Raw genomic sequence first — 23,847 nt, 5'->3', positions numbered from 1 at the left:
AAAGAGGCCCAACATCAACATGATGAACAATGCCGCCACATCCATCTTTCAACGGTACCGGCGAACAACTCTGGCGTGCAGTGGTTTCGCGGCGGCGACTGCGACACGGACAGCGTCGGCGGGATAATGACACAGTGTTCTTCTTCGCTCCGCTCCGGCGACCCCGCGGTGTCGATCCCGCCGCCGTAGCCCGCGCGGTCGACGAACTCGACCTCTCCGACGCCGTTTTCAAGACCTGCCCCTGGGAGCCGCGCGAACTGGTCGCCACCGGACTGCGCCAGTGGTTGCGCTGTTGCGGCCCCGCCCTGGCGGACGGCCAGGTGATCGGCATGCCGTCCCATGCGGTCGACGAGGCGTGGCACGGTCTCATCCTGTGCACCCGGCGGTACGCGGATTTCTGCTCGCGCGCCTACGGGCAGTTCCTGCACCACTATCCGGAGGGCGACGGCACGCCGGATACCGGGCACGGCGATATGGAGAGCCAGCTGGGCCGGACCGTCGTGGCGTGGTCGCTGGCGGCCCGGCCGGACGAGGAGTGCGTGCTGTGGGACCTGGATACCCGGCTGGGGATCGAGCAGCCCTGGGGGATCCCCGCGGCACGGGTGGCGGCGATCGAGACGACGCTGCGACAGCGCGCCGCGAACCAGTGACCGGCTACCGGTCCGCTATATATTCACAAATCCGGCAATCCGGATATTGGTGGCGAACTCTGCTGCGGTATCTTCGGCGGGGTGAGTTACTCTGCCGTCGCGGCGACCACCACCGAACTTGCCCTGATGCCGGGTTTTCTGGACCCGGTGAATCTGCTCAATTCGTTCGGCACCTGGGTACTGCTGGGGCTGCTCATCGTGGTGTTCATCGAGTCGGGTCTGCTGTTCCCGCTACTGCCCGGTGATTCGCTGCTGTTCACGGCGGGCCTCATCGCGGCCTCGAAATCGGCGGAGATCGAACCCTTCGCGCCGATCGGGGTACTGCTGGTCCTGATCCCGCTGGCGGCGATAGCGGGCGATCAGGTGGGCTATCTGATCGGCGCCAAGGGCGGGACGGCGCTGTTCTCCAGTGACGACGCGAAGATCTTCAAGAAGTCCTATATCGACGAATCGCACGCGTTCTTCGAGCGGCACGGGCCGATCACCATCGTGCTGGCCCGGTTCGTGCCCATCGTGCGGACCTATGCGCCGCTGGTCGCGGGCGCGGCCAAGATGAAGTACTCGATATTCCTGACCTACAACATCGTCGGCGGCGTGCTGTGGGGCGCCGGGGTCACGATGCTCGGTTATCTGCTGGGCCAGATCACCGTCGTTCGCGACAACGTCGATCTGATCTTCCTGCTCATCGTGGTGGTCTCGGTGCTGCCGATCGCCTGGGAGGTCGTCAAGCGGTATCGGTCGGGGCGCGGCAAGTCCCCCGCCGCGGACGGCGACGAACCCGCCGACCACCCGGCCGCCTGACTGAACAGGCGGCCGGGTCGGGGGGTCAGCGCACCAGGCGGCGCATGATCTTGTTGCCGAACAGGGTGGCGATGCTCTTCTCCAGCGTGGCGGCCGTGGCCTCGCTGTAGGGGTACCAGATGCTTTCCTTCTTCAGACCCCAGCGGTCGAGCAGCACGGGCTGCGGGTGGGCGAATCCGCGCAGCGCGTCGCGGCCGTTGACCGTGCCCAGACCGCTGTCCTTGCGGCCGCCGAACGGCGCTTCGGCGACGCCATAGATCACCGACGCGTCGTTCTGCACTACCGAGCCGGTCTTGAGCTGTTTGGCGAGGCGGACGACCTTGGCCTTGTCCTTGGTGAACACGCTGCCGCTGAGCCCGTACTGGCAGTCGTTGGCCAGTTTCACGGCCTCCTCCTCGTCGCGCACTCGCATGATCGCGACGATCGGACCGAAGGTCTCCTGCTGCATGATGTCCATATCGTGGGTGACGTCCACGACCACCGTCGGCTTGAAGAACACGCCTTCGGCAGTATCGGATTCACCGCCGAGCAGGATGGTGGCGCCCTTGGCCTTGGCGTCCTCGACGTGCTTCTCGACGATCTCCAGCTGCCGGTCCCAGAACAGCGGGCCGACATCCTTGCCGACGGCCCCGTAGGTGACCTCGGCGGCGCGTTTGCGCACCTCTTCGATGAACCGGTCGGCGATGCTGTCCACCACGTAGATCCGCTCGACTCCGACGCAGACCTGACCGGTGTTGAACATCGACAGATACACCGCGCCGAGGGACGCGCGATCCAGGTCGGCGTCGGCGCAGACGATCATCGCGTCCTTGCCGCCGAGTTCGAGGGTGCAGGGAATCAACCGGCCGGCGCACGCGGCGGCGATCTTCTTCCCGGTGCCGACGCTGCCGGTGAACGAGATCTTGTCGATATCGCCGTCGACCAGCGCCGCGCCGGTCTCGCCGTCACCGTGCACGACCTGCAGGACATCCTCGGGCACGCCCGCCTCGTGCAGCACCTTGACCGCCCACTCCCCCGAATGCGGGGTGACCTCGGACGGCTTGAGGACCACCGAGTTGCCGGCCAGCAGCGCTTGGGCGATCGGGTTGAGGGAGAGGATGAACGGGCCGTTCCAGGGCGTGATCACCCCGACCACGCCGAGCGCCTGATAGTTGATGACGAGTTTCTTCAGCGGCAGCATGTAGCCGTGCAGCCGCCGGTTCTCGTCGGCCAGATCCTTGGGCGCCCGGCCGCTCCAGTAGTTCAGGAAATCGCAGGCCGGAACCATCTCGACGGCGAGCGCCTCGACGCGCGGTTTACCGGTCTCCTGCATCACCGTCTCGACGATCTCGTCGCGCCGCGCGAGCAGCACCGAGACCGCGTTGCGGATGATCGCGGCGCGCTCTTTGACCGGCCGGGCGGCCCAGCCCGGCTGCGCCGCGCGCGCCGTGGCCAGGACCGCGGCCACATCGTCGGCCGTACTCACCTCGATCTCGCCGACGCGTTCACGGGTAGCGGGGCTGCGCAGCTCGAGTCGACGCCGCCCGTCGGTGGTCGGCTCCAGCTGTTCAACGATGGCCATGGTGATCTCTCCTCACCGGAGGAATTGGAACAGGTTCTACTTTAGTCCGGAGCTTACGTCATGCTCGCGGGCGATGCACCGAGGATCGCACAAGCGTTCCGGACGCGGGACACTGGAACTATCAACTGATTCAATCAAGTGATTGACAGCGGCGGCCGCGCGGGACACGATCGACACGCGGCCCAGTGCCGGACCGCGCACCCGATCGGCAGGAGACCGATGACAGCCGAGTCCCCGGACGCGAGCCTGACCGCGCCCTACAGCATCGAATTCCCGTACAACAGAACTGTCGGCGAGAAGATCGGCACGTTCCTCGGCGGTCTGCGCGACGGCGAACTGTACGGGGTGCGCACCGCGTCCGGCGCGGTGCTCTGCCCCGCGCTGGAGTTCGATCCGGTCTCCGCGGCGCCCACCGGCGAACTGGTCCGGCTGACACCCGCGGGCACGGTCACCCACTGGACCTGGGTGCCCACCCGACCCGGCGACGAGATCGCGGCCGATCACTTCGCCTGGGCCCTGATCGCCATCGACGGCACCACGGGCGCCCTGTTCCACGCCGTGGACACCGGCGGCGACCCGTCCCGTCTCACCGCCGGCCTGCGGGTGGCGCCCCGCTGGCGCGCGGAACGGGTCGGCAGTATCCGCGATATCGTCTGCTTCGAACCGGTGGAGTCGTGATGAGCACCCTGCCCAGCCCGGTGGAATCGTTCACCAGCCCGCACAAGGTTGATTACACCTTCGTCGCCGGAACCGGCCGCTCGGCTTTCCTGCGCGGCTTGCGGGAACGCCGGCTGCTCGCCCGGCGCTGCCCGACCTGCGAGCGGGTCTACCTGCCCGCACCCGAATTCTGCTCCCGCTGCCTCAACGAACTGTCCGAACCATTCGAACTGGCCGGCGCCGGAGTGGTGAAGACCTTCTGCGTGGTGAACTTCCCGTTCCCCGGCCAGCAGATCGAGCCGCCGTATCTGGTGGCCTATATCCAGGTGGACGGCGCGGACACCACACTCATGCACCTGGTTCGCGATGTCGAACTCGCCGACGTGCACATCGGCATGCGGGTGGAACCGGTGTGGTGCGCCGACGCCGACCTGGAGACATCCATGAACAGCATTCGCTACTACCGGCCGATCGCGGGAGGTTCCGATGCGTGATATCGCGGTGGTGGCATTCGCACAGTCACCGGGCACGACAGCCGACCGGCGCGACGATATGGCCGAGATCCTGCTCCCGGTGATGCGGGAAGCACTGGGGTCGGCCGGGATCGAGCGCACCGAGGTCGATTTCTGGGCGTCGGGCAGTCACGATTTCCACGAAGGCCGGACCTTCGCCTATATCGAATCGCTGGACGCGGTGGGCGCGTGGCCGCCGATCTCGGAATCCCATGTCGAGATGGACGCGGCCTGGGCCGCCTACGAGGCGTGGTCGTGGCTGCAACTCGGTGAGGGCGAGATCGCGGTGGTCTACGGCGTCGGGCGCGGATCGCTGGCGACCGACCTCGACCAGGTCACCGCCACCCAGCTCGACCCCTATTTCCTGGCCCCGCTGCGCCCGCATCAGGACGCGCTCGCGGCGCTGCAGGCCCAGGCCCTGGTCGCCGCGGGCGCGCTGGACGAGAAGCAGATGGCCGAGGTGGTCGCCCGGGCGCGCGCGGCCGCGGTGGGCAATCCGGGCGCGCAGGTGTCCGGGGAGGTCACGGTCGACGAACTGCTGGCCGCCCCCTACCTGGCCTCGCCGCTGCGCGAACACGATCGCGGACCGATCGGCGACGCCGCCGCGGTTCTCGTCCTGGCGTCCGGCGATACGGCGCGACGTCTGGCCGCATGCCCGGCCTGGGTGCGCGGCGCCGACCATCGGATGGACACCCACTATCCGGGCACCCGCGACCTCACCCGGGTCGACACGGTGACGCTGGCGGCGGCCAAGGCAGCCGATCAGGCCGGTTTCGGCGCCCGCGACGTCCAGATCGCCGAATTGCACACCGAGTACAGCTATCAGGAACCGCTGCTGGCGGGCGCGCTCGAATTATCCGGCGCCACCGTCAATCCCGGCGGCGGCCCGCTGGTCGCCCGGCCCACCACCGCCACCGGCCTCATCCGGATCGGCGAGGCGGCGCGGCACATCCTGACCGGTCGCGCGGACCGCACGCTGGCGCACGCCACCAGCGGGCCCGCGCTCCAGCAGAACATGATCTGCCTATTGGAGGGAGACCGGTGAAACTCGCGGTCGTCGGAATCGGACAGAGCAAACAGGCCAAGAAGCGCAAGGTCACCATCGGTGCGATGGTGCGCGAAGCCGTCGACCAGGCGATGGCCGACGCCGAACTGGAATTCGGTGATATCGACGCCGTCGTGCTGTCGAAAACTCCGGATCTGTTCGACGGGGTGATGAACCCGGAGCTGTATCTCGCCGATGCCATGGGGGCGCGCGGGCTACCGGTGACCCGGGTGTTCACCGGCGGCAGCGTCGGCGGGCACGCCGCGATATACGGCGCCCACCTGGTGCAGGCGGGGTTGGCGCGCCGGGTACTGGTGGTCGCGTATTCGAAGGAATCCGAAGGCGATTTCACCTGGGCCCTCTCGCGCGGGCTGCCGTTCAGCGCACAACTCGGCGCGGGCGCAGGCGCGCATTTCGCGCCGGTGATCCGGGAGTACATCCGCCGGGCGCAGGCGCCGGAGCACATCGGCTGGCAGATCGCCGTGAACCACCGGCTGAACGCGACCCGCAACCCCTACGCGCATATCCAACTGCCGGATATCACCGTGGACCAGGTGCGCGAATCCCGGATGCTGTGGGACCCGATCCGGTTCCTGGAATCGTGCCCGTCCTCGGACGGTTCGTGCGCGGTGGTGATCACCGGGGAAGCCGACGCCCACCACACCGGCCGGCCCCCGGCCTGGATCCACGGCATGTCGTGGCGCACCGAGACGGGTCATTTCGCCGGCCGCGACGAAGTGAACCCCGAAGCCGGCCGGCAGTGCGCCGCCGAGGCGTACCGGCAGGCCGGGATCACCGATCCGGCGCGCGAGATCGATACCGCCGAGCTCTACATCCCCTACAGCTGGTTCGAACCGATCTGGCTGGAGAACGTCGGCCTGGCCGAGGTGGGGGCGGGCTGGAAGGTGGTGGATTCCGGCCGCACCGCGTTCGGCGGCGAGCTGCCGATCAACCCCTCCGGCGGTGTGCTCTCCGGAAATCCCACGGGCGCTACGGGTCTGCTGCGTTTCGCCGAAGCCGCCATGCAGGTGCGCGGCACCGCGGGCGAGCATCAGGTGCCGGACGCGCGGCGGGCCATCGGGCACGCCATGGGCGGCGCCGCCCAGTTCCACGCGCTGTGGGTGGTCGGTTCCGAACCACCGCAATCATGAACCGCGACAACGCTTTCACGGATCACACCGCACCCGGGCAAGGAGAAATCGCGATGCGATACCTCCGCCTCCGCCGCATCGCCTATATCAGCTTCTGAGGAGAGAATTATGACCGAGCAGGTGTACGTCGCCGGTGTCGGGATGACGAAATTCGAGAAGATCCAGACCCGGGACTGGACGTATCCGCAGATGGTCGCCGAAGCGGTCGGCCAGGCGCTCACCGACGCCGGGGTGCGCTACGACCAGGTGCAGCGCGCGGCGGTCGGGTACGTCTTCCAGCCGTCGACCGCCGGGCAGCGGGCGCTCTACGAGATCGGGCTCACCGGCATTCCGGTGGTCAACGTCAACAACAACTGCGCCACCGGATCGACCGCGCTGGTCCTCGCCCGCGAATGGGTGCAGGCCGGGCTGGCCGATATCGTGCTCGCGGTCGGGTTCGAGCAGATGACCAAACAGGCCATGGCCGGTGACGGCACTACGCCGAAGGTCACCACCATCGACCTGCACATCGACGCGTTGAAGGCCGCGGCCGGGTTCGGCCAGGCCCCGCTGACCGCGCAGTTCTTCGCCGCGGCCGGCGCCGAACACATGAAGCGGTACGGGACCACCCGCGAACAACTCGCACAGGTCGCGGTGAAGAACCACGAACACTCCACCCGCAATCCGAAAGCCCAGTTCCAGGACGCCTACACCCTCGAACAGGTCCTCGGCGACAAAATGGTCTCCGATCCGCTGACCCGGTCGCAGTGCTCCCCCATGTCCGACGGCGCGGGCGCCGCCGTCCTGGTCAGCGAGCGCTACGCCCGGGAGCACGGACTCGACCGCGCGGTGCCGATCCTCGCGCAGGAGCTGGTCACCGATAGCGGCGCCGCGTTCGAATCCGGTTCCATGATCGACGTGGTGGGCGCCCCCATGGCCCGCACCGCCGGGCGGCGGGTGCTGGAAACCGCCGGCGTGGGCATCGACGACATCGATGTGCTCGAAGTGCACGACTGCTTCTCGATCAACGAACTGCTCACCTACGAGGCCCTCGGTATGTGCGGGGAGGGTGAATCCGGTGGGCTGGTCGAATCGGGCGCCACCACCTACGGCGGCCGGTGGGTGGTCAACCCCTCGGGCGGTCTCATCTCCAAGGGCCACCCGCTCGGCGCCACCGGTCTGGCGCAGTGCACGGAACTGGTGACCCAGGTCCGCGGGGCCGCGGGTGAGCGTCAGGTGCCGGGTGCGCGCTTGGGACTGGCGCACAATCTCGGGCTCGGCGGCGCCTGCGTGGTGACCCTGTACGGCGCCCCCGACGCGGTCTCCTAGAGTTTCGATCATGACATCGGGCCGGACGAGGGCGGGCCGGGATCCACGCCCGGCCCCTGCGCCCGTGTCCGAAGAACCGGGCGCGGGCGAAGGCACAGCCCCGGGGGGCGCGGAACCCGGTGCGGGACCGGACCCCGTGCTGCCCACCGATCAACGCCTGATCCTGGCCGCGGAACGACTGTTCGCCGAACGCGGGATCGACGCGGTATCCCTGCGTTCGGTGATGGCGGAGGCCGGCGCGAATGTCGCGTCGGTCCACTACCATTTCGGTTCCAAGGACGCGCTGGTCGAAGCGCTGATCAGCCGGCGCAGCGAACAACTGCACACCCGGCGGGCCGAACTGCTCGACACCGTCGAAGCCCTCGGTGCGCCCGACGCCCGCGCGCTCGCCGACGCTTTCGTCCGCCCGGTCGGGGAGCTCGCCGCCGCGGGCGGCACACCCTGGATCCGCCTGGTCGCGGGCATCATGAGCGGTAACCATCCCGCGCTGACCCGGCTGACCGAGGGTTTCGCCCCGCAGGCCCTGCGTTTCAACGCCCTGCTGGAGGAAACCGCCCCGGGCACCGCACCCCGCACGCTCCGCTTCCGCCTCACCCAGGCCATGAACCTGACCTTCCAGACCCTGGGCGATCCGGAAGGTCTCCGGGGCATGCTCGCACTCAGCGGGACCCGGCTCTCCTCCGATGAACTGCTCACCGAGCTGATCGACACCGTCACCGCGATCCTCACCGGCCCACCGGACCGGTGAGGACGCGGTCCCAACGGATCCGCTCGCCAGCCCGCGGTACACACCTGGGTGTACACTTCGGAAGTGGACGACCAGCTGAGTATCCGAGAGGCCCGCGCTCAACTGCCCTCGGTGGTCAACGCCGCGATACAAGACGGACACGTCACCCTGATCACTCGCGGCGGCGAACCGGCCGCAGCCGTAATTCCACTCTTCATGCTCGCCAAACTCGAAGAGTGGGAGGATGAGCAGTTGGGACAGATGGCCGATGAGGCGCTGGCCGAGGCGGGTGAGCCGGAACACATCACCCTTGGCCAGATGATGGACGAGGTGCTGGCAGCGGGCAACGACGCCGTCGCATGAAGTACGAATTCTGCTGGACCCCCGCCGCTCGGCGCGCACTTCGAACGATCCCGCAAGAAGACGCCCTACGGCTGTTGGTTGCGCTGACACTCCTGGGCGACGACCCCTACCGGCGCGATGGCATAGACGTGAAAGCGCTCACCGGTCGAGCCGGATTCCGGCTGCGAGTGGGCAACTACCGTCTCGTATACCAAGTCGACGACGGGAAACTGATGATCCTGGTCGTATCCGCCGGACATTGCCGTGCCATATACGAGCGGTAGCCGCCCCGGCAAGGTCAGTTCACCTGCCGGCCTTCGCCCCAGTACTGCGCACGCAGCGCCTTCTTGTCCGGCTTGCCCAGCGGGCTCACCGGAATACTGTCGGCGAAATCCACCGTCTTCGGTGTGTACACCGCACCCTTGCGGTCTTTCACCAGCGCTTGCAACTCCTCGACCGTGACGCTCTGGCCCTCGCGCAGCACGACCACCGCCTTGACCGCCTCGCCCCATTTCTCGTCCGGCACACCGATGACCGCCGCCGCGCTCACCGCCGGATGCGCCGACAGCACATCCTCGACCTCGCGCGGATACACGTTGAATCCGCCGGAGACGATCATGTCCTTCTTGCGGTCGACGATGTAGAGGAAGCCCTCCTCGTCCTGCCGGGCGATGTCCCCGGTGTGCAGCCAGCCGAATTCGGTGGCCTCCGCGGTCTGTTCGGGTTTGTTGAGGTATCCGTTCATCACCAGCGGCCCGCGCACGCACACTTCGCCCGGTTCGCCCTGGGGCACCTCGTTGCCCTTCTCGTCGAGCAGCGCCACCGACAGCCACGGCACCGGGCGACCGCAGCTGGCCAGCCGTTCCGGTTTGTTCAGATCGTGGTCGCCGCGGCGCAGTACCGCGATGGTCATCGGGCTCTCGGCCTGACCGTAGAACTGGAAGAAGATCGGGCCGAACTTCTCGATCGCCTCGGCCAGCCGGGTCGGCGAGATCGCGGAGGCGCCGTAGAACACCGTTTGCAGGCTGGACAGGTCGTACTTGTCCAGGTCCGGGCTGTCCAGCAGCGCGTACAGCATGGTGGGCACCAGCATGGTCGCGGTGATCTTGTACTTCTCGATCGCCTCGAGCACCTTGGCCGGGTGGAAGTACGGCAGCACGACGATGGAGCCGCCCTGCTGGGCGGTGGGGTTCCAGAAGGCAGCGCCCGCGTGGCTGAGCGGGGTGCACACCAGGAACCGGACCTCGTCGGGCCACTCCCATTCGGTCATCTGGATCCGCAGCATGGTGGTGCTGCCGCGGAAGCTCATCTCCACGCCCTTGGGTTTGCCGGTGGTGCCACCGGTATAGGCCAGGCTCATGGTGTCGTTGAGATCCACCCGCGGCCCCCGCACCGGCGCCGGGGTGAAACCGGCGGCCAGTTCGATGAGATCGACGCCCGTCTCGGAGGGACCGAACGAGAACAAGTTCCGCAGTCCGGGCACTTTGTCGCGCAGCTGCGCGGCCCGCTCGTCGAAGCCGGCCGGATCGTAGATCAGGGTCTGCACGCCCGCGTCCTCGAGCACATAGGCGTGATCGTCGAGCGAACCCATCGGGTGCAACGCCATGGCGCGCGACCCGTTCACATTGTTGGCGCCCTGCGCGAAGATCACCTCCGGCCGGTTGGCCGAGAGCACGGCCACCGGCGATCCCACGCCCAGCCCGGCCGAGGCCAGCGCCTGCGCGAACCGGCTGATCTGATCGCGTACGTCGCGGTAGGTCAGGGTGGCGTCGTCGATATGGACCGCGGTGCGGTCGGCGTACCGCTCGAGGGCCTTGCCCAGTAGGTCCACCGCCAGTGGCTCACGGTGCAGCAGGGCGCTGTCGTCCACGTGCGGTTCAGTGTTCATCTGCGCCTGCGGCTCAGTGTTCATTCGTCTGCCTTTCGAGCCGGCCCGTAGCGCGGGCCGGCGACATTGACCGGCGCTCCGGCGCGGCCACGGGCCGCGGGGCGCCGCCACAGTGCGCCGCGGCCCGTGAACCGCCCACGGGGCTCGCAAACCGGGAAAACTATAACACGTTCTACTTTGTCCGCGGAGGCGATCCACCCGAACCGGCCGACCCGGCCAGCGCGGCCCGGCATGCAGCGATATAGCCGCGCACCAGCGGCCGGTCATCGGCGCGCCGCCAGGCCAGAGCCAGTTCGCTGGCACTCACGCCGCGCACCGGTCGCACCACCACCCCGGCATGCGCGACCAGCGGCGCGTTACCCGCCGCCATCAGCACCACACCGTCGCCGTTCAGCACCGACTCATAGGTCTCCTCGGTACTCGAGATCTCACCACCGATAACCGGCGGCCGACCACCGCGCTCGTCGACCGCGAGAAAATAGTCCCGCAGCACCCGCGCCGACTCGGGCAGCGCGAGGAACGGTTCGTCGAGCAGATCGGCGAACTCGACGGTGTCGTGCCGGGCGAGCAAATGCGTCTCGGGCAGTGCGACCACCCGGGGCTCGCGGGCCACCACGAGCCATTCGTAGCGTTCGGCGTCGGCCAGCGGCAGCCAGACGAACGCCACATCGGCGTCGCCACCGGCCAGCCCCGCGCTCGGATCGACCCAGCCGATCTGCCGCAGTACAGGTTTGGCGGCCGGATGGGCCGCGGCGAAGCGGGAACGAACGGCCGGGAGCAGCCCACGCCCGGGACTGGTGCTGATCCCGATGACCAGCGTGGCCCGCTGCCCCGCCTTCGCGGCCTCCACATCGCCGCGGGCGGCATCCCAGGCGGCCAGCATCCGTTGCGCGTGCGGCAGCAATGCCGTTCCCACCGGGGTCAAGCGCACCGCACGCCCGTCCCGATCGAACAGCGGTGCGCCGAGCTGTTGTTCGAGCGCGCGGATCTGCTTGCTCAGCGCGGGCTGGGAGATGAACAGGCTTTCGGCGGCCCGGGTGAAGTTCAACTGTTCGGCGACCGCGGCGAAATAGCGCAGATCGCGTCCGTGCACGTCCATAACCAATGGTTATCACACCAGGTCTTGGACAATGTCCGGTGCGGGAAACAGTATTGTTCTCGACGGACGAACCCGGAGGAGAACACAGTGAGCAACCCGAAGATCTGGCTGGTGACCGGTGCGAGCAGCGGCTTCGGCCGCGCGATCACCCAGGCCGCGATCGACGCCGGCGATACCGTGGTCGCGATCGCCCGGCGCACCGCCGCCCTGGACGATCTGGTCACCGCGTACCCGGACCAGATCGAGGCCGTCGCACTGGATGTCACCGACACCGAGCGGATCGAATCGGTGGTCGCCGATATCGTCACCCGGCACGGCCGCATCGACGTCCTGGTCAACAACGCGGGCCGGACCCAGGTCGGCGCGGTGGAGGAGACCACGGACCGCGAACTGCGCGACCTGTTCGACCTGCACTTCTTCGGACCCGCCGCGCTGACCCGCGCCGTCCTGCCGCAGATGCGCGCGCAGGGGTCGGGCGCCGTGGTCATGATGAGCAGTGTCGGCGGGCAGATGTCGTTCGCGGGCTTCTCCGCCTACAGCGCCACCAAATTCGCCCTGGAGGGCTTCGCCGAGGCGCTGGCCGACGAGGTGGCGCCGTTCGGGATCCGGGTTCTCGTCGTGGAACCCGGCGCGTTCCGCACCGGTCTGTTCGGTCCCGGCGCGGCCTACTTCAGCGCGGAGAGCGCCGTCTACGCGGACACCGCGGGCGCCACCCGGCGGATGGTGGAGAACAACGACGGCGCCCAGCCGGGCGATCCCGCCAAGGCCGCCGCGGCGATCCGGACCGCGCTGGAAGCCGACCGGACGCCGCTGCGGCTGCCGCTGGGCGAGGATTCGGTGGATACGGTGCTCGGCCACCTCGACGCGGTCCGGGCGGACGTCGTCGAATGGGAGAAGGTCGCGCGGGCCACCGCCTTCGAGTGAGCCGCGGCGGCACCGCGGGTCACGGAAGCCGTCAGCAGAGCCGGTGCCGACTCGCGGTGCCGGCCGTCCGGCAACAGACAGTCGCCGAGTGGTGACCGCGCAAACGCTCGGCGGGCCCTCGCTCACAACTTCGGAGCGAGGGCCTTTCGAACGTCAGTCGCGGCCGAGAGCGCCGTCCACCCGTCGCCAGATACCCAGCGGATTCGCGGTGTGGAGTTCGTCGGCGAGCAGTTCTTCGGGCACGTTCTGATACGCCACCGGACGCAGGAAGCGTTCGATGGCACCGGTTCCCACCGAGGTGGTCGCGGACGCGGTGGTCGCGGGGAACGGACCACCGTGGACCACGGCATGCCCGACCTCCACGCCGGTCGGCCAGCCGTCGAACAGCACCCGGCCCGCGATCAATTCGAGCTGGTTCAGCAGCGGGCGGGCGGTCGCTCGATCCGAGGCCGCCGCGTGCACGGTGGCCGTCAGCTGCCCCTCCAGCGCACCGGCCAGGGCCACCAGTTCCGCGGGATCGGCCGCCCGGACGATGATCGAGCTCGGGCCGAACACCTCCTCCTGCAATTCCCGGTCGGCCCGGAACCGTTCGGCGCTGGTGACGAACAGATGGGGGTCGCCCGGGCAGGCCGCCGTGACGGTATCGCCCGATGCGGCCAGCCGGACTCCCTCGGTGCCGGTGAGCCGTTCGACGCCGGCGGCGAACGAGGCGGCGATACCCGCGTTGAGCATCGGCGCGCCCGGCGCCGCCCCGACCGCCGCGACCGCCGCGGCCACGAACTCGTCGGCCCCCGGACCGTCGGCCAGCAGGACCAGTCCGGGACTGGTGCACAGCTGTCCGACGCCGTTGGTCAACGACGCCACGAACTCGGCCCCGAGGCGGGCGCCGCTCTCGGCCAGGGCGCCGGGGAGCACGAATACCGGGTTGACACTGGACATCTCCGCGAAAACCGGGATGGGCACCGGGCGGGCGGCCGCCGCGGCGGCCAGTGCCAACCCGGCCTGCCGGGAGCCGGTGAAGCCGACCGCCCGGATATTCGGATCGCCCACCAGGGCGAGCCCGGTCTCGCGGCCGCCGTGCACGAGGGAAAAGGTCCCGTCGGGCAACCCGTGCTCGCGGACCGCGGCGCGGACCGCCCGCCCCACCAGTTCCGAGGTGCCCGGGTGCGCGGGATGCGCCTTGACGACGACCGGTGCCCCCGCCGCCAGCGCGGCGGCGGTATCGCCGCCCGCGACGGAGAAGGCCAGCGGGAAGTTGCTCGCCGCGAAGACCGCGACCGGACCCAGCGGGATACGGCGTTGCCGCAGATCGGGTTTCGGCAGCGGAGTGCGGGCCGGATCGGGCCGGTCCAGCCGCGCCCCGGTCCAGCTGCCCTCCCGCACGACATCGGCGAAGAGCCGCAATTGGCCGGTGGTGCGACCGACCTCACCGCGAATACGCGCTTCGGGCAGCCCGGACTCGGCCACCGCCCGTTCCACCAGCGCCTCGCCGAGGTTCTCGATCGCACCGGCGACGCTGTCCAGGAACGCTGCTCGCCGGGCGAAATCGGTGTGCCGGTATTCGTCGAACGCCGTCCAGGCGAGTGCGGCGGCGCGGGCGACGGTATCGGCGCCGGCCTCGCGGTACTCCGGTTCCAGGGTGGCGCCGGTCGCCGGGTTCACGGCGCGGAAGGGCGCTCCGGCGCCGGGTATCTCCGTCGCGCCGAGGAGATTCGCACCGCTGAGGCGGACGGTATCGATGCTGGTCATCAGCTCACCTTTTTAACGAGGTCGGCCAGCTCGGCGAGTTCGGTCTCGCCGAGATCGGTCAGGGGACTGCGTACCGGACCCGCCGGGCGGCCGATCACCCTCATCCCCGCCTTGACGATGCTCACCGCGTACCCGGGTGTGCGGTTGCGCAGATCGCAGTACGGGATCACGAACTCGTTCAGCGCGTTCAGCACAGCGGCGGTGTCGCCGCGGCGCAGGGCACGGTAGAAATCCAGTGCGAATTCCGGGACGAAGTTGTAGATCGCCGACGAATAGGTGGTGACGCCCAGCGCGAGGTAGGGCAGGGCGAACATCTCCGCGGTGGGGAGCCCGCCGATGTAGATGAGGCGGTCGCCGACCCCCGCGTAGATGCGGGTCATCTGTTCGATATTGCCGATGCCGTCCTTGAACCCGATCAGGTTGGGGCAGCGGTCGGCCAGTTCGGCGACCGCCGCCTCCGAGTAGGCGGCATTGGCGCGCGAGTAGATGATGACGCCGAGGTCGGTGGACTCGCAGACCTGCCGCGCGTGCGCGACCAGGCCTTCCTGGCTCGCCTCGGTGAGATAGGGCGGCAGCAGCAGGATGCCGTGTGCGCCCGCGCGCTCGGCGGCGCGCGCCATCTCGATCGCGGTGGCGGTGCCGTATCCGGCGGGCGCGATCACGGGCAACCCCGTCGGCGCCTCCTGCACCGCGGCGGTGACCACCTGTTCGACCTCGGCCGGGGTGAGCGAGAAGAACTCGCCGGTGCCGCCGGCGGCGAACAGGCCGGAGGCGTCGAATCCGCCGAGCCAGGCGATGTTGTCCCGGTAGGCGGCCTCGTCGAAGGCGCCGTCGGCACGCAGATGCGTGACCGGGAAGGACAGCAGGCCGGAGCCCAGCTTTCTGGCGATTTCCTGCGGCGAGGCAGTGGTCATGGCTGTGTGTGCTCCTGTTCGGGGGACCTGCTGCCCTCACCCTAGGAACGACTTATGATTCACGTCCAACACTGATTACATATCTATCAATACAAGGTCGGTATCGAATGTTCACTTTCGTCCAGCTCACTCATTTCGTGGCCGTAGCCGAAGAACTGCACTTCGGCCGGGCCGCGGAGCGACTGCGCATGACGCAACCGCCACTGAGCCGGCAGATCCAGCTGCTGGAGAAAGAGGTCGGCGCGGAACTGTTCGATCGCTCCAACCGCACCGTGAAGCTCACCCGGGCCGGCCGCGCGTTCCTGCTCGACGCCCGCCGCCTGCTCCAACAGGCCGAGCGAGCCGCCCTGGCGGTCCATCGAGTCTCGGCCGGGACCGGCGGGGTGCTGCGCCTGGGCTTCACCGGCGCGAGCGTGCACTCCGGCCTGCCCCGCGTGCTGGCGGCGGCACGGACGGCACTGCCCGATGTGGACGTCGAGTTGCGTGAGATGGTGACGATGGATCAGGTAGAGGCGCTCTCGGAGGGCGCTCTGGACCTGGGCATGGTGCGGCCGCCGATCTCCCGCCCGGATCTCACGACCCGCACCTTCGTGCGCGAAGGGTTGATCGCGGCCCTGCCCACCGACCACCCCCTGGCCGGCGCGGGTCCCGTACCGGTGACCGCGTTGCACGGGGTCGAGATGGTGATGCACGCACCGGTCGAGGCGCGGTACTTCCACGATCTGATCACCACCGTCCTGCACGCGGCGGCCGTGGTTCCGGTGATCACCCAGTACATGACCCAGATTCACAGCATTCTGGCCCTGGTGAACCTGGGCTGGGGTGTGGCGCTGGTGCCCGAATCGGCCGCGGGCATGCGCTTCGATCACGTGGCGTACCGGCCGCTCGAGGGGGTCGGAGCGCACGTCGAGCTGGATCTGGTGTGGCGGCAGGGCAATGAGAACCCCGCCTTCGCCCGCCTGATGTCGACGCTGGCGGCGGCGAACGACCAGCCCGCCCGGCTGCCGGGCCGCGCTCGGGGTGCCGCGATTTCGAGCTGACGGGTGTTGCGCCGCCGGGCCGAAGGAAGCCGCCGCGGTAATTCCTTGGACCGAGGCCGGCCGCGTGTCCATGATGGTTCGCGCCGACGAGACCGGCGAGCCGTGCGGCGCTTCCGGGCCGTCCGCCGGAATGCCCGCCGTCCCGGGTATCGCCCTTGCCCGGATCAATAGGGACATTTAGTATCCCCTTTATGAAGATGGGCGAGGGCGTCGAGTGGAGCCTGCACTGCTGTGTGACCCTGAGCTGGGCCGAGGACCAGTGGCCGGTATCGATCGCCCGGCTGGCCGCCTGGTTCGACCTGCCGGTGGAGTACCTGAAAAAACGTCTGCAGGCGCTCGTGCGCGCCGGGATCCTGACCTCCACGCCGGGCGCGCGGGGCGGGTTCGGTCTGTCCCGCCCGCCGGAGCGGATCACCCTGCTCGACGTCGTGACCGCGATCGAGGGCGGGACAGACCCGTTCCGCTGCACCGAGATCCGGCAGCGTGGGCACAGCGGCCGCACGGCGACCGAAGAATTCACCCACGCGTGCGGTATCGCGGTGGCGATGCGCCGTGCCGAACTGGCCTGGCGGCGGGAACTGGCCGCGCAGACCATCGCGGATCTGGCCGCGGCCGCGCCCGCGGACTCCGCCGAACGAACCCGCCGCGAGATCGCCCGGGCGGGCGCCTGAATCACCGGCCCGACCGGACAGGTTCCGCGCGGGCCGACCCGAATCCGATCCGGCGCAGCGCCGGGCGCACAAGCGAATATCGCAGTCGAGGAGGAGATCATGTCCGGAATAGTGGTGGTGGGAGGCGGGTTCGCCGGTGTCTGGAGCGCGGCCGGCGCGGTCCGCCTGGCGCGCGCTGCGGGGCGCGAACTATCGGTCACTGTGATCTCGTCCGGGGACGACCTGGTGATCCGTCCGCGGCTGTATCAGGCCGGGCCCGACCGGATGCGGGTATCGCTGGACCGGATCCTGGGACCGATCGGGGTGCGCCGGGTCGCGGCCACCGCGACCGGAATCGATACCGTCGGCCGGCGCGTGACCGTGGTCGGACGGGACGGCCGCAGCGGCGAGATCGATTACGACCGGCTGATTCTCAGCACCGGAAGCCAGCTCGTCCGTCCCGCGTTGCCCGGCGCCGAACTGCTGTACGACGTGGACACTCTGCCGGCGGCGGCCGCCTTGGACGCGCACCTGGACCGGCTCCCCGATCTGCCACCGAGCGAAGGCCGGTTCGCCGCGGTCGTGGTCGGCGCCGGGTTCACCGGTCTCGAGATCGCCACCGAACTGGCGGACCGGCTCGGCGCCCTGGCCGCGCGAGCGGGCGAGCGGGCCGAGGTGGTGCTGGTGGAACGCGCCGACACCATCGGCCCGGAGCTCGGTCCGGGACCCCGGCCGGAGATCCTCGATGCGCTGTCGGCGGCGGGGATCCGGCAGCGGCTCGGCGTGCGCCTCGCGGCGGTGGAGCCGGGCGGCGTCACGCTGTCGGACGGCACCCGGATTCCCGCGCACACCGCGATCTGGACCGCCGGGGTACGGGCCAGTTCGCTCACCGCCGATATCCCTGCCGACCGCGACGAGCTGGGCCGCCTCGACGTGGACGCGCAACTGCGGGTCGCCGGGGTGCCGCAGGTCTACGCGGCGGGCGATACCGCCGCGGCGGAGGCCGAACCCGGCCATCGGGTCCTGCAGTGCTGCCAGCACGCCCTGCAGCTCGGCAAGTTCGCGGGTCACAACGCCGCCGCCGACCTGCTGGGGTTGCCGCCCGCGCCGTTCACGGCCACGCCCTACGTCACCTGCCTCGACCTCGGTTCCGCCGGCGCGGTGTTCACCAACGGCTGGGACCGCCGGGTCGTCTCGACCGGCGATACCGCCAAGGCGCGTAAGCGCAACGTCAACGAGTTGTGGATCTACCCGCCCACCGATGACCCCGGCGAACTGCTGCGTCAGGCCGACTACCGGTTCTCGGTCCGCGAGATCACCGCGCCCGGCGCCTGAACGGGCGAGCTCGGACCCTCGCGCCGCCGCGACCGGCGCCGGAGATCACGCGGCGGGTACCAGTTCTTTCTCCGGCGCCCGGGGCACCGGCAGGTGCGACCGGGAATGCCGGACGATGACCACGGTCCCGGACAAGGCCAGGAGCACCAGCCCGCCGAGCAGCACCGGGTATCCGGCCACCGCGCTGAGCAGGCTCAGCAGGGACGGCAGCAGGAAGCCGAGGTAGGCCAGGGCGTAATAAGCGCCGGTGAGCGCGGCCAGTTCCCCCGGTGCGGCCAGGCGCTGCAATTCCAGGAGACCGGAGACCAGCACGATTCCATAGGCGCAGCCCAGCGCGAGCGCCGCGACCAGGCCCAACGCGGGCGACCGCACGATCGCGGCGAGCACACTGACCGCGAGACCGGCCGGCACCAGCGACATGGACACCACCGCGGCGCGCGCACTGGTGGTCCGGTCGAGCCGTTTCGCCAGTGGTTGCACCAGCACGCCGACGGTCAAGGTCGCGACGGTGATCGTGGTCGAGTAGATCAGCCCCCACTGCCCCACCCGGTCGGCGATGAGCTGCGGCATGATCGCGTAGGCCACGGCCGCCGACCCGAAGATCCACGGCGCCATCGGCGCGACCACCCGCCGAAATCGCGGGTGCCGGAGCCCGGAGAACCCGGTGCGCAAACCAACCGCGCGCGACCCCGCGGGATGCGTCTCCGGCACCCGGAACAGCACCGGCAGCACTGCCGCGGCGAGCAGCGCGTGCACGAGATAGGGCAGGACCATCGGCGCCGGGCCCCACTGCGCGAGGACCCCCGCGACACCCGCGCCGAGACCGAACCCGATGGTCATCCAGAGCGCGGCCCGGCGGGCCCCGGTCGCCGCAGCGTCACCCGCGCGGGCGGAGAGTTCGGTGACCCAGGTCGTGCCGACCGCCATCGCCACGGCCACCCCGAAACCGGTGACGAGGCGTCCGGCCGCGATCCATTCGACGCCGTACACTCCGGCGGCCAGCAGCAGACTCGCCACGAACGAGGCCAGCACACCGGCGACGGCCACCGGTCTGCGTCCGAAGCGCGCGGCCAGACCGCCGGACAGCAGCAGACCGGGAACGAGACCGAAGACATAGGCGCCCAGCAGTGCGTTCACCGTGAGAGTCGACCAGCCCGCGTCCCGGTACATCACCAGCAGCGGCGTGAACTGGTTGCCGCCCCAGGCGCAGACGAAGATAGCGGCCACCGCCGCGGGCCACGAACCGCGCGTCATCGCCGGTGCGTCCCGTCCAGGTGCTCGCGCAGCGCGGTGGCGAAGGCCGTCTCGTCGCCCGATTCGATGATGGTGATCAGTTCGGCGTGCTGCCGGAGCACCACCGGGATCTTGTCGGGCACCAGACCCATCGCGGCCAGGTTCATCCGGCGCTGCCGATCGGCCAGACCGGTGTAGAAGCGGATCAGCAACGCGTTGCCGCCGGCCGCGACCAGCGTGCGGTGGAAGAGTTCGTCGGCCTCCACGAAGGCGGGCAGATCCGCGGGTTCGGCATGCCGGCGCTGGACCTCGAGTGCGTCCCGCAGTTGCGCGGCCGCGGCCGGGATCCGCTCCGGGGTGCGGAGCAGGCGCCGCACCGCCGCGGCTTCCACGGCTTCGCGGGCGTCCAGTACGTCTTCGGCCTCGCCCGGCGGCACCGGGGCCACGATGGCGCCGCGTTTGGGCACCAGGGTCAGCAGTTGCTCGGCCTGCAACCGGACGAACGCCTCGCGCACCGGGGTCCGGCTGAGGCCCAGCCGACCGGCGATCTCGGTCTCACTGAACAGGTGCCCGCCCGGCAGTTCGCCGGACAGCACCAGTTCCTTGGTGAGTTCGTAGGCCCGGTCGGCCGCGCTCGATCCGGTGTCGGTTCGCGTCGACGATGTCCGCATGCCGCCACTCTAGCCGATAGATACATGCTTGCATGCAAGCATGCACCCCTGGCCGCGACGGCTGTCCGGCACAGAACACCAGGCAACCGGGCCAGGGCACGGGACGCGCGGTACCCGGCGGTACGGTCGGGAGCAGAGACCGACAGACGGCGCGACCGCCGACCGGACGAACGGACACGATGTGAACGAGGCCTTCTACCTGCCCGATCCGGCGGACCCCGAGCGGTTCGTCTCCACCGAGCTCACTCGCGGTCCGTGGTCGCCGGACGCCCAGCACGCCGGCCCCCCGTCCGCACTGCTCGGGCATGTGATCGAGCGGTGCGCACCGCGACCGGGTTTCCAGGTCGGCCGGGTCGCCGTGGAGATCCTCGGGCCGGTACCGCTGGCGCCGCTCACCGCGCAGGCACGCCTGGTGCGGCCGGGTCGCAGCGTGGAACTCATCGAGGCCACGCTGTCCACCGAGCGCGGGCCGGTCATGCGGGCCAACGCCTGGCGGTTCAAACTGGCCGATCCCGAACTCGAGATCCCCGAATATCTTTTGCCGACCGGCGCTCGCCCCGGCCCCGATCAGGTGACCGCGCCCTCCCCGTTCCCGTCCACCCAGCCGGTGGGCTTCCACACCGGTATCGAATACCGTTACGTCACCGGGTCGTTCACCGAACCCGGGCCCGCGGTCTGCTGGATCCGGCTCAATTACCCGATCGTCGCGGGCACCACACCCAGCCCGCTGGAACGCACCCTCGCCGCGGCGGACTCCGGAAACGGCGTCAGCAGTGTGCTGGACTGGGAGCGCTACCTGTTCATCAACACCGACCTGACGGTCACCCTGCACCGCCAGCCCGTAGGTGAATGGGTGTGCCTGGACGCCGTCACCCACCCGCAGCCGCACGGTATCGGTCTGGCCGAATCGGAACTCTTCGACGAGAAGGGCCCGCTGGGCCGCAGCACCCAGACACTCTTCCTCGGCCCGCGCTGACCGACGGCGCAACAGCACCGACGCGAGGCAGGACGAAACCGGCACCTGCGTGGGATCGGCGGCGCGACCGCCCCGCTCCCCAACCGGTCACCGCTGCTCGATCTTTCACGATCCACGCTGCGTACAGCTCAGAACGGCAGGGTCGAGGACGGGAAACAGGTAGTCCCCGGCGCTATCGATCGACATGCTCTCGCGTTCCGGATTTTCCGTGGCAGGTCCCGGTCTGCGCACCGTCATCAACGACCATGCGCTGCCCGGTACGACGCCCACCGGATGGGCGATCCCGGACCACGGCGTCCGGCCCGGGACCGGCAGGACCCCGGTCGGCGTCGAGCCGGGCACGGGCAGGCCGCTTGCCACCGGCGCCGCGGCGAGCGCGGCCCCGGCAAACGCTCGGGCCGCCTCCGCCGACCATCCGGTGAGCGATACGGCGACCGACCAGGCCGCCGACGCGAACACCTCGGGCGATGCCGGTACCGGCGCACCACTGTGCCGGGTGGCGACCGTGACCACCTGTTCGGTCGTGGGCCCCGGCGTCCAAGGCGTCCGGTGATGCGCCGCTGTCGCGGGCGCGGCGGATTCCACTGCCACGCCGGGCCGGTACGCCGGCCACCGAGTCCACGGCGACTCGGTCCGATCGGCCGTTCCCCGATCCCCTGAATTCGGGCCGCCGCCCTGCGTGCGACCGATGGAGGCCGGGCACTGCCGGGGTGCTTCCGTACGAGGCGGCGCGCAGACCGGCAGTGGCCATGGGACCGGCGGCAGGGCCGGTGGCACGAGCGGCGGGGGTGGCACGACCGGCGGCGCTTCGGGTGTTCGCTCGGGGGGTGTTCGCTCGGGTTCGTCGGCGCGCGGATGCTCGCGCAGATGCGAGTCGAGCTCTTTGCGCAGGGTCTCGATCTCATCGGTGAGATCGTTCGTATCGGCGGCCACCCGATCGCCGGCCGTCACCGCCGCGCCGAGGGTCTGGCGGCCCTTCTCGAACGCCTCGTTCAACAGGTCCAGGGCGTTCACTTGCCGTGAGGTCCCCGCGGGCGGCGTCTCGCCTGCTCGTCTGTTGACGGTATCGATGAGCACATCCACGGCCGCGCGGCCCTCGCCGGAGATCCGCCCCGAATCGCGGGCGAGCGCCGCGACTTCGCGATCGAGCGCGGCGAAGTCTTCCATCATCGCGTCGAGCCGCCGCGCCTTGCGCGTGTATTCCGGGATACCGCTGTCACTGGACCCGCGCAACTGCTCGGGAAGTGCCGGGGCGGGCGGCGGCGCCACCCGCCCGCCGGTGCCGAAACTCCGCCAGACGTCGCAGAGATAGCGCGGTAGTCCCTCGTACATCTCGCGGACAGGTCCGGTCAGCTGCGCGGGCATCATCAGATTCGACATCTGGGCGGGGCATCCGCCGTTGCCGATATCGGCGGCGGCCGAGATCTGTACCGGCGTCCGCGCCTGCGGCGATACCTCGTACCCGCCGAACGCGCCGCCGAGCGCGGCCAGCGGTCCGCCGTGGTGTGAATTCCAGGGCAGCAGGGCCTTCGCGGCGACCGAATCCACCCGGCGGGCCGCGCCGGCGGACAACGCCCGCGCAGCGGCTCCGGCGATATGGTCCTTCAGCAGGCTTCCCGCCAGATTGGCGGCCCAGGCACCGCCCGCGGCCCCGATACCGGCCACGAGCGCCTCCTCCATCGCGGCGCCCACACCTTTGTCGTCACCCCACACACCGCCCGCGTAGGCGCCGACCGCCGACCCCAGCATCGCCCCCGGCGGCCCGAGGAAAGCCGCGCCCAGTGCGCCGCCGACGAAGGAACCGCCATCAGCCCAGGTGAACCCGAAAATGCCCACACAGAGCACGCTATTTCGGGCGATGCCCGATACGACCGGCTCCTTATGCGCCCCTTACGCACCGTCGGGGATTATTGACGCCCGATATCGGGTCCGTGGAGCACCTGATCCCCATCAGGTGCCTCAGCACGCGGATCAGAAGCCGTGGGCGGGCATATCCCGAGTCCTGTCCACACAACGCCCGGAGCGCCGGGTCAATACGACAACAGGGACAACCCTGCGGGCGGTCCGCGCGTAATCGGCCAGGGCGGGCAGGATATCGCTCATCGCGCGGTAGAGACGGTCGCGCTCCGGCCCGCGTTCGACCACGGCGGCATCGGCCTCGAAGGTTTCGGCTGCCACCTCGACCGTCACCGCCGGATGGGCGAGCAGATTGTGATACCAGGCCGGGTTCGCCGGTGCACCCGCGTTCACCGCGACCACCACGAACCGATCGTCGTCGCGCAGGTACATCACCGGTTTCGTGTGCGGCAGTCCGGATTTGGCGCCGATGGTGGTGAGCAGCAGCAGATCGAATCCGGCGAAGGGCCCGGCGACACTGCCTTCGTCCGCACGGAATTGTTCGATGACCTCGTCGTCCCAGGCAGCCATGGACCGTCCTTCCGGTTCCACCGGTGCGACAACGCTGTTGCGCGATCCGCCGACACCGGCGCGGGGTTTCCACTCACCGAATACCCCGTTACGCAAGAAACCATCCCGACCTCCCCCGATGGGGCTCGAACGACGACGGCCGACCACCGGCGCGAGTCGTCATCGACTCCGTCGCGGTGGCCGGCCA

24 protein-coding genes are annotated in these 23,847 nt (G+C 69.6%); 15 read left to right on the top strand and 9 right to left on the bottom strand.

Annotated features, from left to right (window positions below):
- The first annotated feature begins 134 nt into the window (after positions 1 to 134).
- Positions 135 to 650: a hypothetical protein gene (locus OG804_RS29795; RefSeq protein ID WP_328391954.1), complete on the top strand. Its 516-nt coding sequence runs from the start codon at positions 135 to 137 to the stop codon at positions 648 to 650.
- A gap of 126 nt (positions 651 to 776) precedes the next feature.
- Positions 777 to 1,451, top strand: a complete 675-nt coding sequence (locus OG804_RS29790; RefSeq protein ID WP_328398829.1) for a VTT domain-containing protein — start codon at positions 777 to 779, stop codon at positions 1,449 to 1,451.
- 25 nt (positions 1,452 to 1,476) lie between these two features.
- On the opposite strand, the gene OG804_RS29785 is transcribed toward OG804_RS29790, so the two are convergent.
- Positions 1,477 to 3,012, bottom strand: coding sequence for an aldehyde dehydrogenase family protein (locus OG804_RS29785; RefSeq protein ID WP_328391953.1), 1,536 nt, complete (start codon positions 3,010 to 3,012; stop codon positions 1,477 to 1,479).
- A gap of 219 nt (positions 3,013 to 3,231) precedes the next feature.
- Between OG804_RS29785 and OG804_RS29780 the strand changes: the two genes are divergently transcribed.
- The 8 genes from OG804_RS29780 (at position 3,232) to OG804_RS29745 (ending at position 9,038) form a co-directional block, all read left to right on the top strand.
- Positions 3,232 to 3,690 carry a DNA-binding protein gene (locus OG804_RS29780; protein ID WP_328391952.1) on the top strand — a complete coding sequence of 153 codons (459 nt, stop codon included), beginning with the start codon at positions 3,232 to 3,234 and terminating at the stop codon, positions 3,688 to 3,690.
- Positions 3,690 to 4,163, top strand: coding sequence for a Zn-ribbon domain-containing OB-fold protein (locus tag OG804_RS29775; protein ID WP_328391951.1), 474 nt, complete (start codon positions 3,690 to 3,692; stop codon positions 4,161 to 4,163). The genes OG804_RS29780 and OG804_RS29775 overlap by 1 nt, the downstream gene beginning before the upstream one ends.
- The gene (locus tag OG804_RS29770) at positions 4,156 to 5,226 is read left to right on the top strand and encodes a lipid-transfer protein (RefSeq protein ID WP_328391950.1); all 1,071 of its coding nucleotides are present in this window, start codon (positions 4,156 to 4,158) and stop codon (positions 5,224 to 5,226) included. The genes OG804_RS29775 and OG804_RS29770 overlap by 8 nt, the downstream gene beginning before the upstream one ends.
- Positions 5,223 to 6,377, top strand: a complete 1,155-nt coding sequence (locus tag OG804_RS29765) for a thiolase domain-containing protein (RefSeq protein WP_328391949.1) — start codon at positions 5,223 to 5,225, stop codon at positions 6,375 to 6,377. The genes OG804_RS29770 and OG804_RS29765 overlap by 4 nt, the downstream gene beginning before the upstream one ends.
- A 108-nt stretch (positions 6,378 to 6,485) precedes the next feature.
- A complete protein-coding gene (locus tag OG804_RS29760; protein WP_328391948.1) occupies positions 6,486 to 7,685 on the top strand; it encodes a thiolase C-terminal domain-containing protein in 1,200 nt (399 codons plus the stop codon).
- A gap of 64 nt (positions 7,686 to 7,749) precedes the next feature.
- On the top strand, positions 7,750 to 8,433 hold the full coding sequence (locus OG804_RS29755) for a TetR/AcrR family transcriptional regulator (RefSeq protein ID WP_328391947.1): 684 nt from the start codon (positions 7,750 to 7,752) through the stop codon (positions 8,431 to 8,433).
- Positions 8,434 to 8,496: 63 nt separating this feature from the next.
- Positions 8,497 to 8,775 carry a type II toxin-antitoxin system Phd/YefM family antitoxin gene (locus OG804_RS29750; protein ID WP_328391946.1) on the top strand — a complete coding sequence of 93 codons (279 nt, stop codon included), beginning with the start codon at positions 8,497 to 8,499 and terminating at the stop codon, positions 8,773 to 8,775.
- Positions 8,772 to 9,038: a type II toxin-antitoxin system RelE family toxin gene (locus OG804_RS29745; protein WP_328391945.1), complete on the top strand. Its 267-nt coding sequence runs from the start codon at positions 8,772 to 8,774 to the stop codon at positions 9,036 to 9,038. The genes OG804_RS29750 and OG804_RS29745 overlap by 4 nt, the downstream gene beginning before the upstream one ends.
- 14 nt (positions 9,039 to 9,052) lie before the next feature.
- On the opposite strand, the gene OG804_RS29740 is transcribed toward OG804_RS29745, so the two are convergent.
- Together OG804_RS29740 and OG804_RS29735 are read right to left on the bottom strand one after the other, a co-directional pair.
- Positions 9,053 to 10,642, bottom strand: a complete 1,590-nt coding sequence (locus OG804_RS29740) for an AMP-binding protein (protein ID WP_328398827.1) — start codon at positions 10,640 to 10,642, stop codon at positions 9,053 to 9,055.
- 172 nt (positions 10,643 to 10,814) lie between these two features.
- On the bottom strand, positions 10,815 to 11,741 hold the full coding sequence (locus OG804_RS29735; RefSeq protein ID WP_328391944.1) for a LysR family transcriptional regulator: 927 nt from the start codon (positions 11,739 to 11,741) through the stop codon (positions 10,815 to 10,817).
- Between the two features lie 87 nt (positions 11,742 to 11,828).
- Between OG804_RS29735 and OG804_RS29730 the strand changes: the two genes are divergently transcribed.
- Entirely contained in the window at positions 11,829 to 12,665 is an 837-nt protein-coding gene (locus tag OG804_RS29730; RefSeq protein WP_328391943.1) for an oxidoreductase, read from the top strand.
- Positions 12,666 to 12,818: 153 nt separating this feature from the next.
- Here the strand turns inward: OG804_RS29730 and OG804_RS29725 are convergent, their stop codons facing one another.
- On the bottom strand, positions 12,819 to 14,414 hold the full coding sequence (locus tag OG804_RS29725; protein ID WP_328391942.1) for an aldehyde dehydrogenase (NADP(+)): 1,596 nt from the start codon (positions 14,412 to 14,414) through the stop codon (positions 12,819 to 12,821).
- Positions 14,414 to 15,328: a 5-dehydro-4-deoxyglucarate dehydratase gene (kdgD, locus tag OG804_RS29720; RefSeq protein WP_328391941.1), complete on the bottom strand. Its 915-nt coding sequence runs from the start codon at positions 15,326 to 15,328 to the stop codon at positions 14,414 to 14,416. The genes OG804_RS29725 and kdgD overlap by 1 nt, the downstream gene beginning before the upstream one ends.
- A 107-nt stretch (positions 15,329 to 15,435) precedes the next feature.
- Between kdgD and OG804_RS29715 the strand changes: the two genes are divergently transcribed.
- The 3 genes from OG804_RS29715 (at position 15,436) to OG804_RS29705 (ending at position 18,353) form a co-directional block, all read left to right on the top strand.
- Entirely contained in the window at positions 15,436 to 16,368 is a 933-nt protein-coding gene (locus OG804_RS29715) for a LysR substrate-binding domain-containing protein (RefSeq protein WP_328391940.1), read from the top strand.
- Between the two features lie 191 nt (positions 16,369 to 16,559).
- Complete coding sequence (locus tag OG804_RS29710; RefSeq protein WP_328391939.1) at positions 16,560 to 17,039, top strand: RrF2 family transcriptional regulator; 480 nt, start codon at positions 16,560 to 16,562, stop codon at positions 17,037 to 17,039.
- A 99-nt stretch (positions 17,040 to 17,138) separates the two neighbouring features.
- Positions 17,139 to 18,353, top strand: coding sequence for an NAD(P)/FAD-dependent oxidoreductase (locus OG804_RS29705; protein WP_328391938.1), 1,215 nt, complete (start codon positions 17,139 to 17,141; stop codon positions 18,351 to 18,353).
- Positions 18,354 to 18,398: 45 nt separating this feature from the next.
- Here the strand turns inward: OG804_RS29705 and OG804_RS29700 are convergent, their stop codons facing one another.
- Together OG804_RS29700 and OG804_RS29695 are read right to left on the bottom strand one after the other, a co-directional pair.
- Positions 18,399 to 19,607, bottom strand: coding sequence for an MFS transporter (locus OG804_RS29700; protein WP_328391937.1), 1,209 nt, complete (start codon positions 19,605 to 19,607; stop codon positions 18,399 to 18,401).
- Positions 19,604 to 20,257 carry a GntR family transcriptional regulator gene (locus OG804_RS29695; RefSeq protein ID WP_328391936.1) on the bottom strand — a complete coding sequence of 218 codons (654 nt, stop codon included), beginning with the start codon at positions 20,255 to 20,257 and terminating at the stop codon, positions 19,604 to 19,606. The genes OG804_RS29700 and OG804_RS29695 overlap by 4 nt, the downstream gene beginning before the upstream one ends.
- Positions 20,258 to 20,438: 181 nt before the next feature.
- Here OG804_RS29695 and OG804_RS29690 point away from each other — a divergent pair, with 181 nt between their 5' ends.
- A complete protein-coding gene (locus tag OG804_RS29690; protein WP_328391935.1) occupies positions 20,439 to 21,233 on the top strand; it encodes a thioesterase family protein in 795 nt (264 codons plus the stop codon).
- A gap of 105 nt (positions 21,234 to 21,338) precedes the next feature.
- Here OG804_RS29690 and OG804_RS29685 read toward each other — a convergent pair whose 3' ends face one another.
- Both OG804_RS29685 and OG804_RS29680 read right to left on the bottom strand, forming a co-directional pair.
- On the bottom strand, positions 21,339 to 23,069 hold the full coding sequence (locus tag OG804_RS29685) for a hypothetical protein (protein WP_328391934.1): 1,731 nt from the start codon (positions 23,067 to 23,069) through the stop codon (positions 21,339 to 21,341).
- Between the two features lie 135 nt (positions 23,070 to 23,204).
- Positions 23,205 to 23,660 (bottom strand): nitroreductase family deazaflavin-dependent oxidoreductase, encoded by a 456-nt coding sequence (locus OG804_RS29680; protein ID WP_328391933.1) that lies wholly within the window; start codon positions 23,658 to 23,660, stop codon positions 23,205 to 23,207.
- Positions 23,661 to 23,847 lie beyond the last annotated feature (187 nt).

Source organism: Nocardia sp. NBC_00416, from assembly GCF_036032445.1.
Classification (GTDB): Bacteria; Actinomycetota; Actinomycetes; order Mycobacteriales; family Mycobacteriaceae; genus Nocardia.
This window is presented reverse-complemented; position numbering and strand designations above follow the sequence as displayed.

Bases quoted from the DNA above. Each gene is read 5' to 3' on its own strand.
- OG804_RS29790 (WP_328398829.1), top strand. From the start codon at position 777: ATGCCGGGTTTTCTGGACCCGGTGAATCTGCTCAATTCGTTCGGCACC.
- OG804_RS29785 (WP_328391953.1), bottom strand. From the start codon at position 3,012: ATGGCCATCGTTGAACAGCTGGAGCCGACCACCGACGGGCGGCGTCGA.
- OG804_RS29780 (WP_328391952.1), top strand. From the start codon at position 3,232: ATGACAGCCGAGTCCCCGGACGCGAGCCTGACCGCGCCCTACAGCATC.
- OG804_RS29775 (WP_328391951.1), top strand. From the start codon at position 3,690: ATGAGCACCCTGCCCAGCCCGGTGGAATCGTTCACCAGCCCGCACAAG.
- OG804_RS29770 (WP_328391950.1), top strand. From the start codon at position 4,156: ATGCGTGATATCGCGGTGGTGGCATTCGCACAGTCACCGGGCACGACA.
- OG804_RS29760 (WP_328391948.1), top strand. From the start codon at position 6,486: ATGACCGAGCAGGTGTACGTCGCCGGTGTCGGGATGACGAAATTCGAG.
- OG804_RS29745 (WP_328391945.1), top strand. From the start codon at position 8,772: ATGAAGTACGAATTCTGCTGGACCCCCGCCGCTCGGCGCGCACTTCGA.
- OG804_RS29740 (WP_328398827.1), bottom strand. From the start codon at position 10,642: ATGAACACTGAACCGCACGTGGACGACAGCGCCCTGCTGCACCGTGAG.
- OG804_RS29735 (WP_328391944.1), bottom strand. From the start codon at position 11,741: ATGGACGTGCACGGACGCGATCTGCGCTATTTCGCCGCGGTCGCCGAA.
- OG804_RS29725 (WP_328391942.1), bottom strand. From the start codon at position 14,414: ATGACCAGCATCGATACCGTCCGCCTCAGCGGTGCGAATCTCCTCGGC.
- kdgD (WP_328391941.1), bottom strand. From the start codon at position 15,328: ATGACCACTGCCTCGCCGCAGGAAATCGCCAGAAAGCTGGGCTCCGGC.
- OG804_RS29715 (WP_328391940.1), top strand. From the start codon at position 15,436: ATGTTCACTTTCGTCCAGCTCACTCATTTCGTGGCCGTAGCCGAAGAA.
- OG804_RS29710 (WP_328391939.1), top strand. From the start codon at position 16,560: ATGAAGATGGGCGAGGGCGTCGAGTGGAGCCTGCACTGCTGTGTGACC.
- OG804_RS29705 (WP_328391938.1), top strand. From the start codon at position 17,139: ATGTCCGGAATAGTGGTGGTGGGAGGCGGGTTCGCCGGTGTCTGGAGC.
- OG804_RS29700 (WP_328391937.1), bottom strand. From the start codon at position 19,607: ATGACGCGCGGTTCGTGGCCCGCGGCGGTGGCCGCTATCTTCGTCTGC.
- OG804_RS29695 (WP_328391936.1), bottom strand. From the start codon at position 20,257: ATGCGGACATCGTCGACGCGAACCGACACCGGATCGAGCGCGGCCGAC.
- OG804_RS29680 (WP_328391933.1), bottom strand. From the start codon at position 23,660: ATGGCTGCCTGGGACGACGAGGTCATCGAACAATTCCGTGCGGACGAA.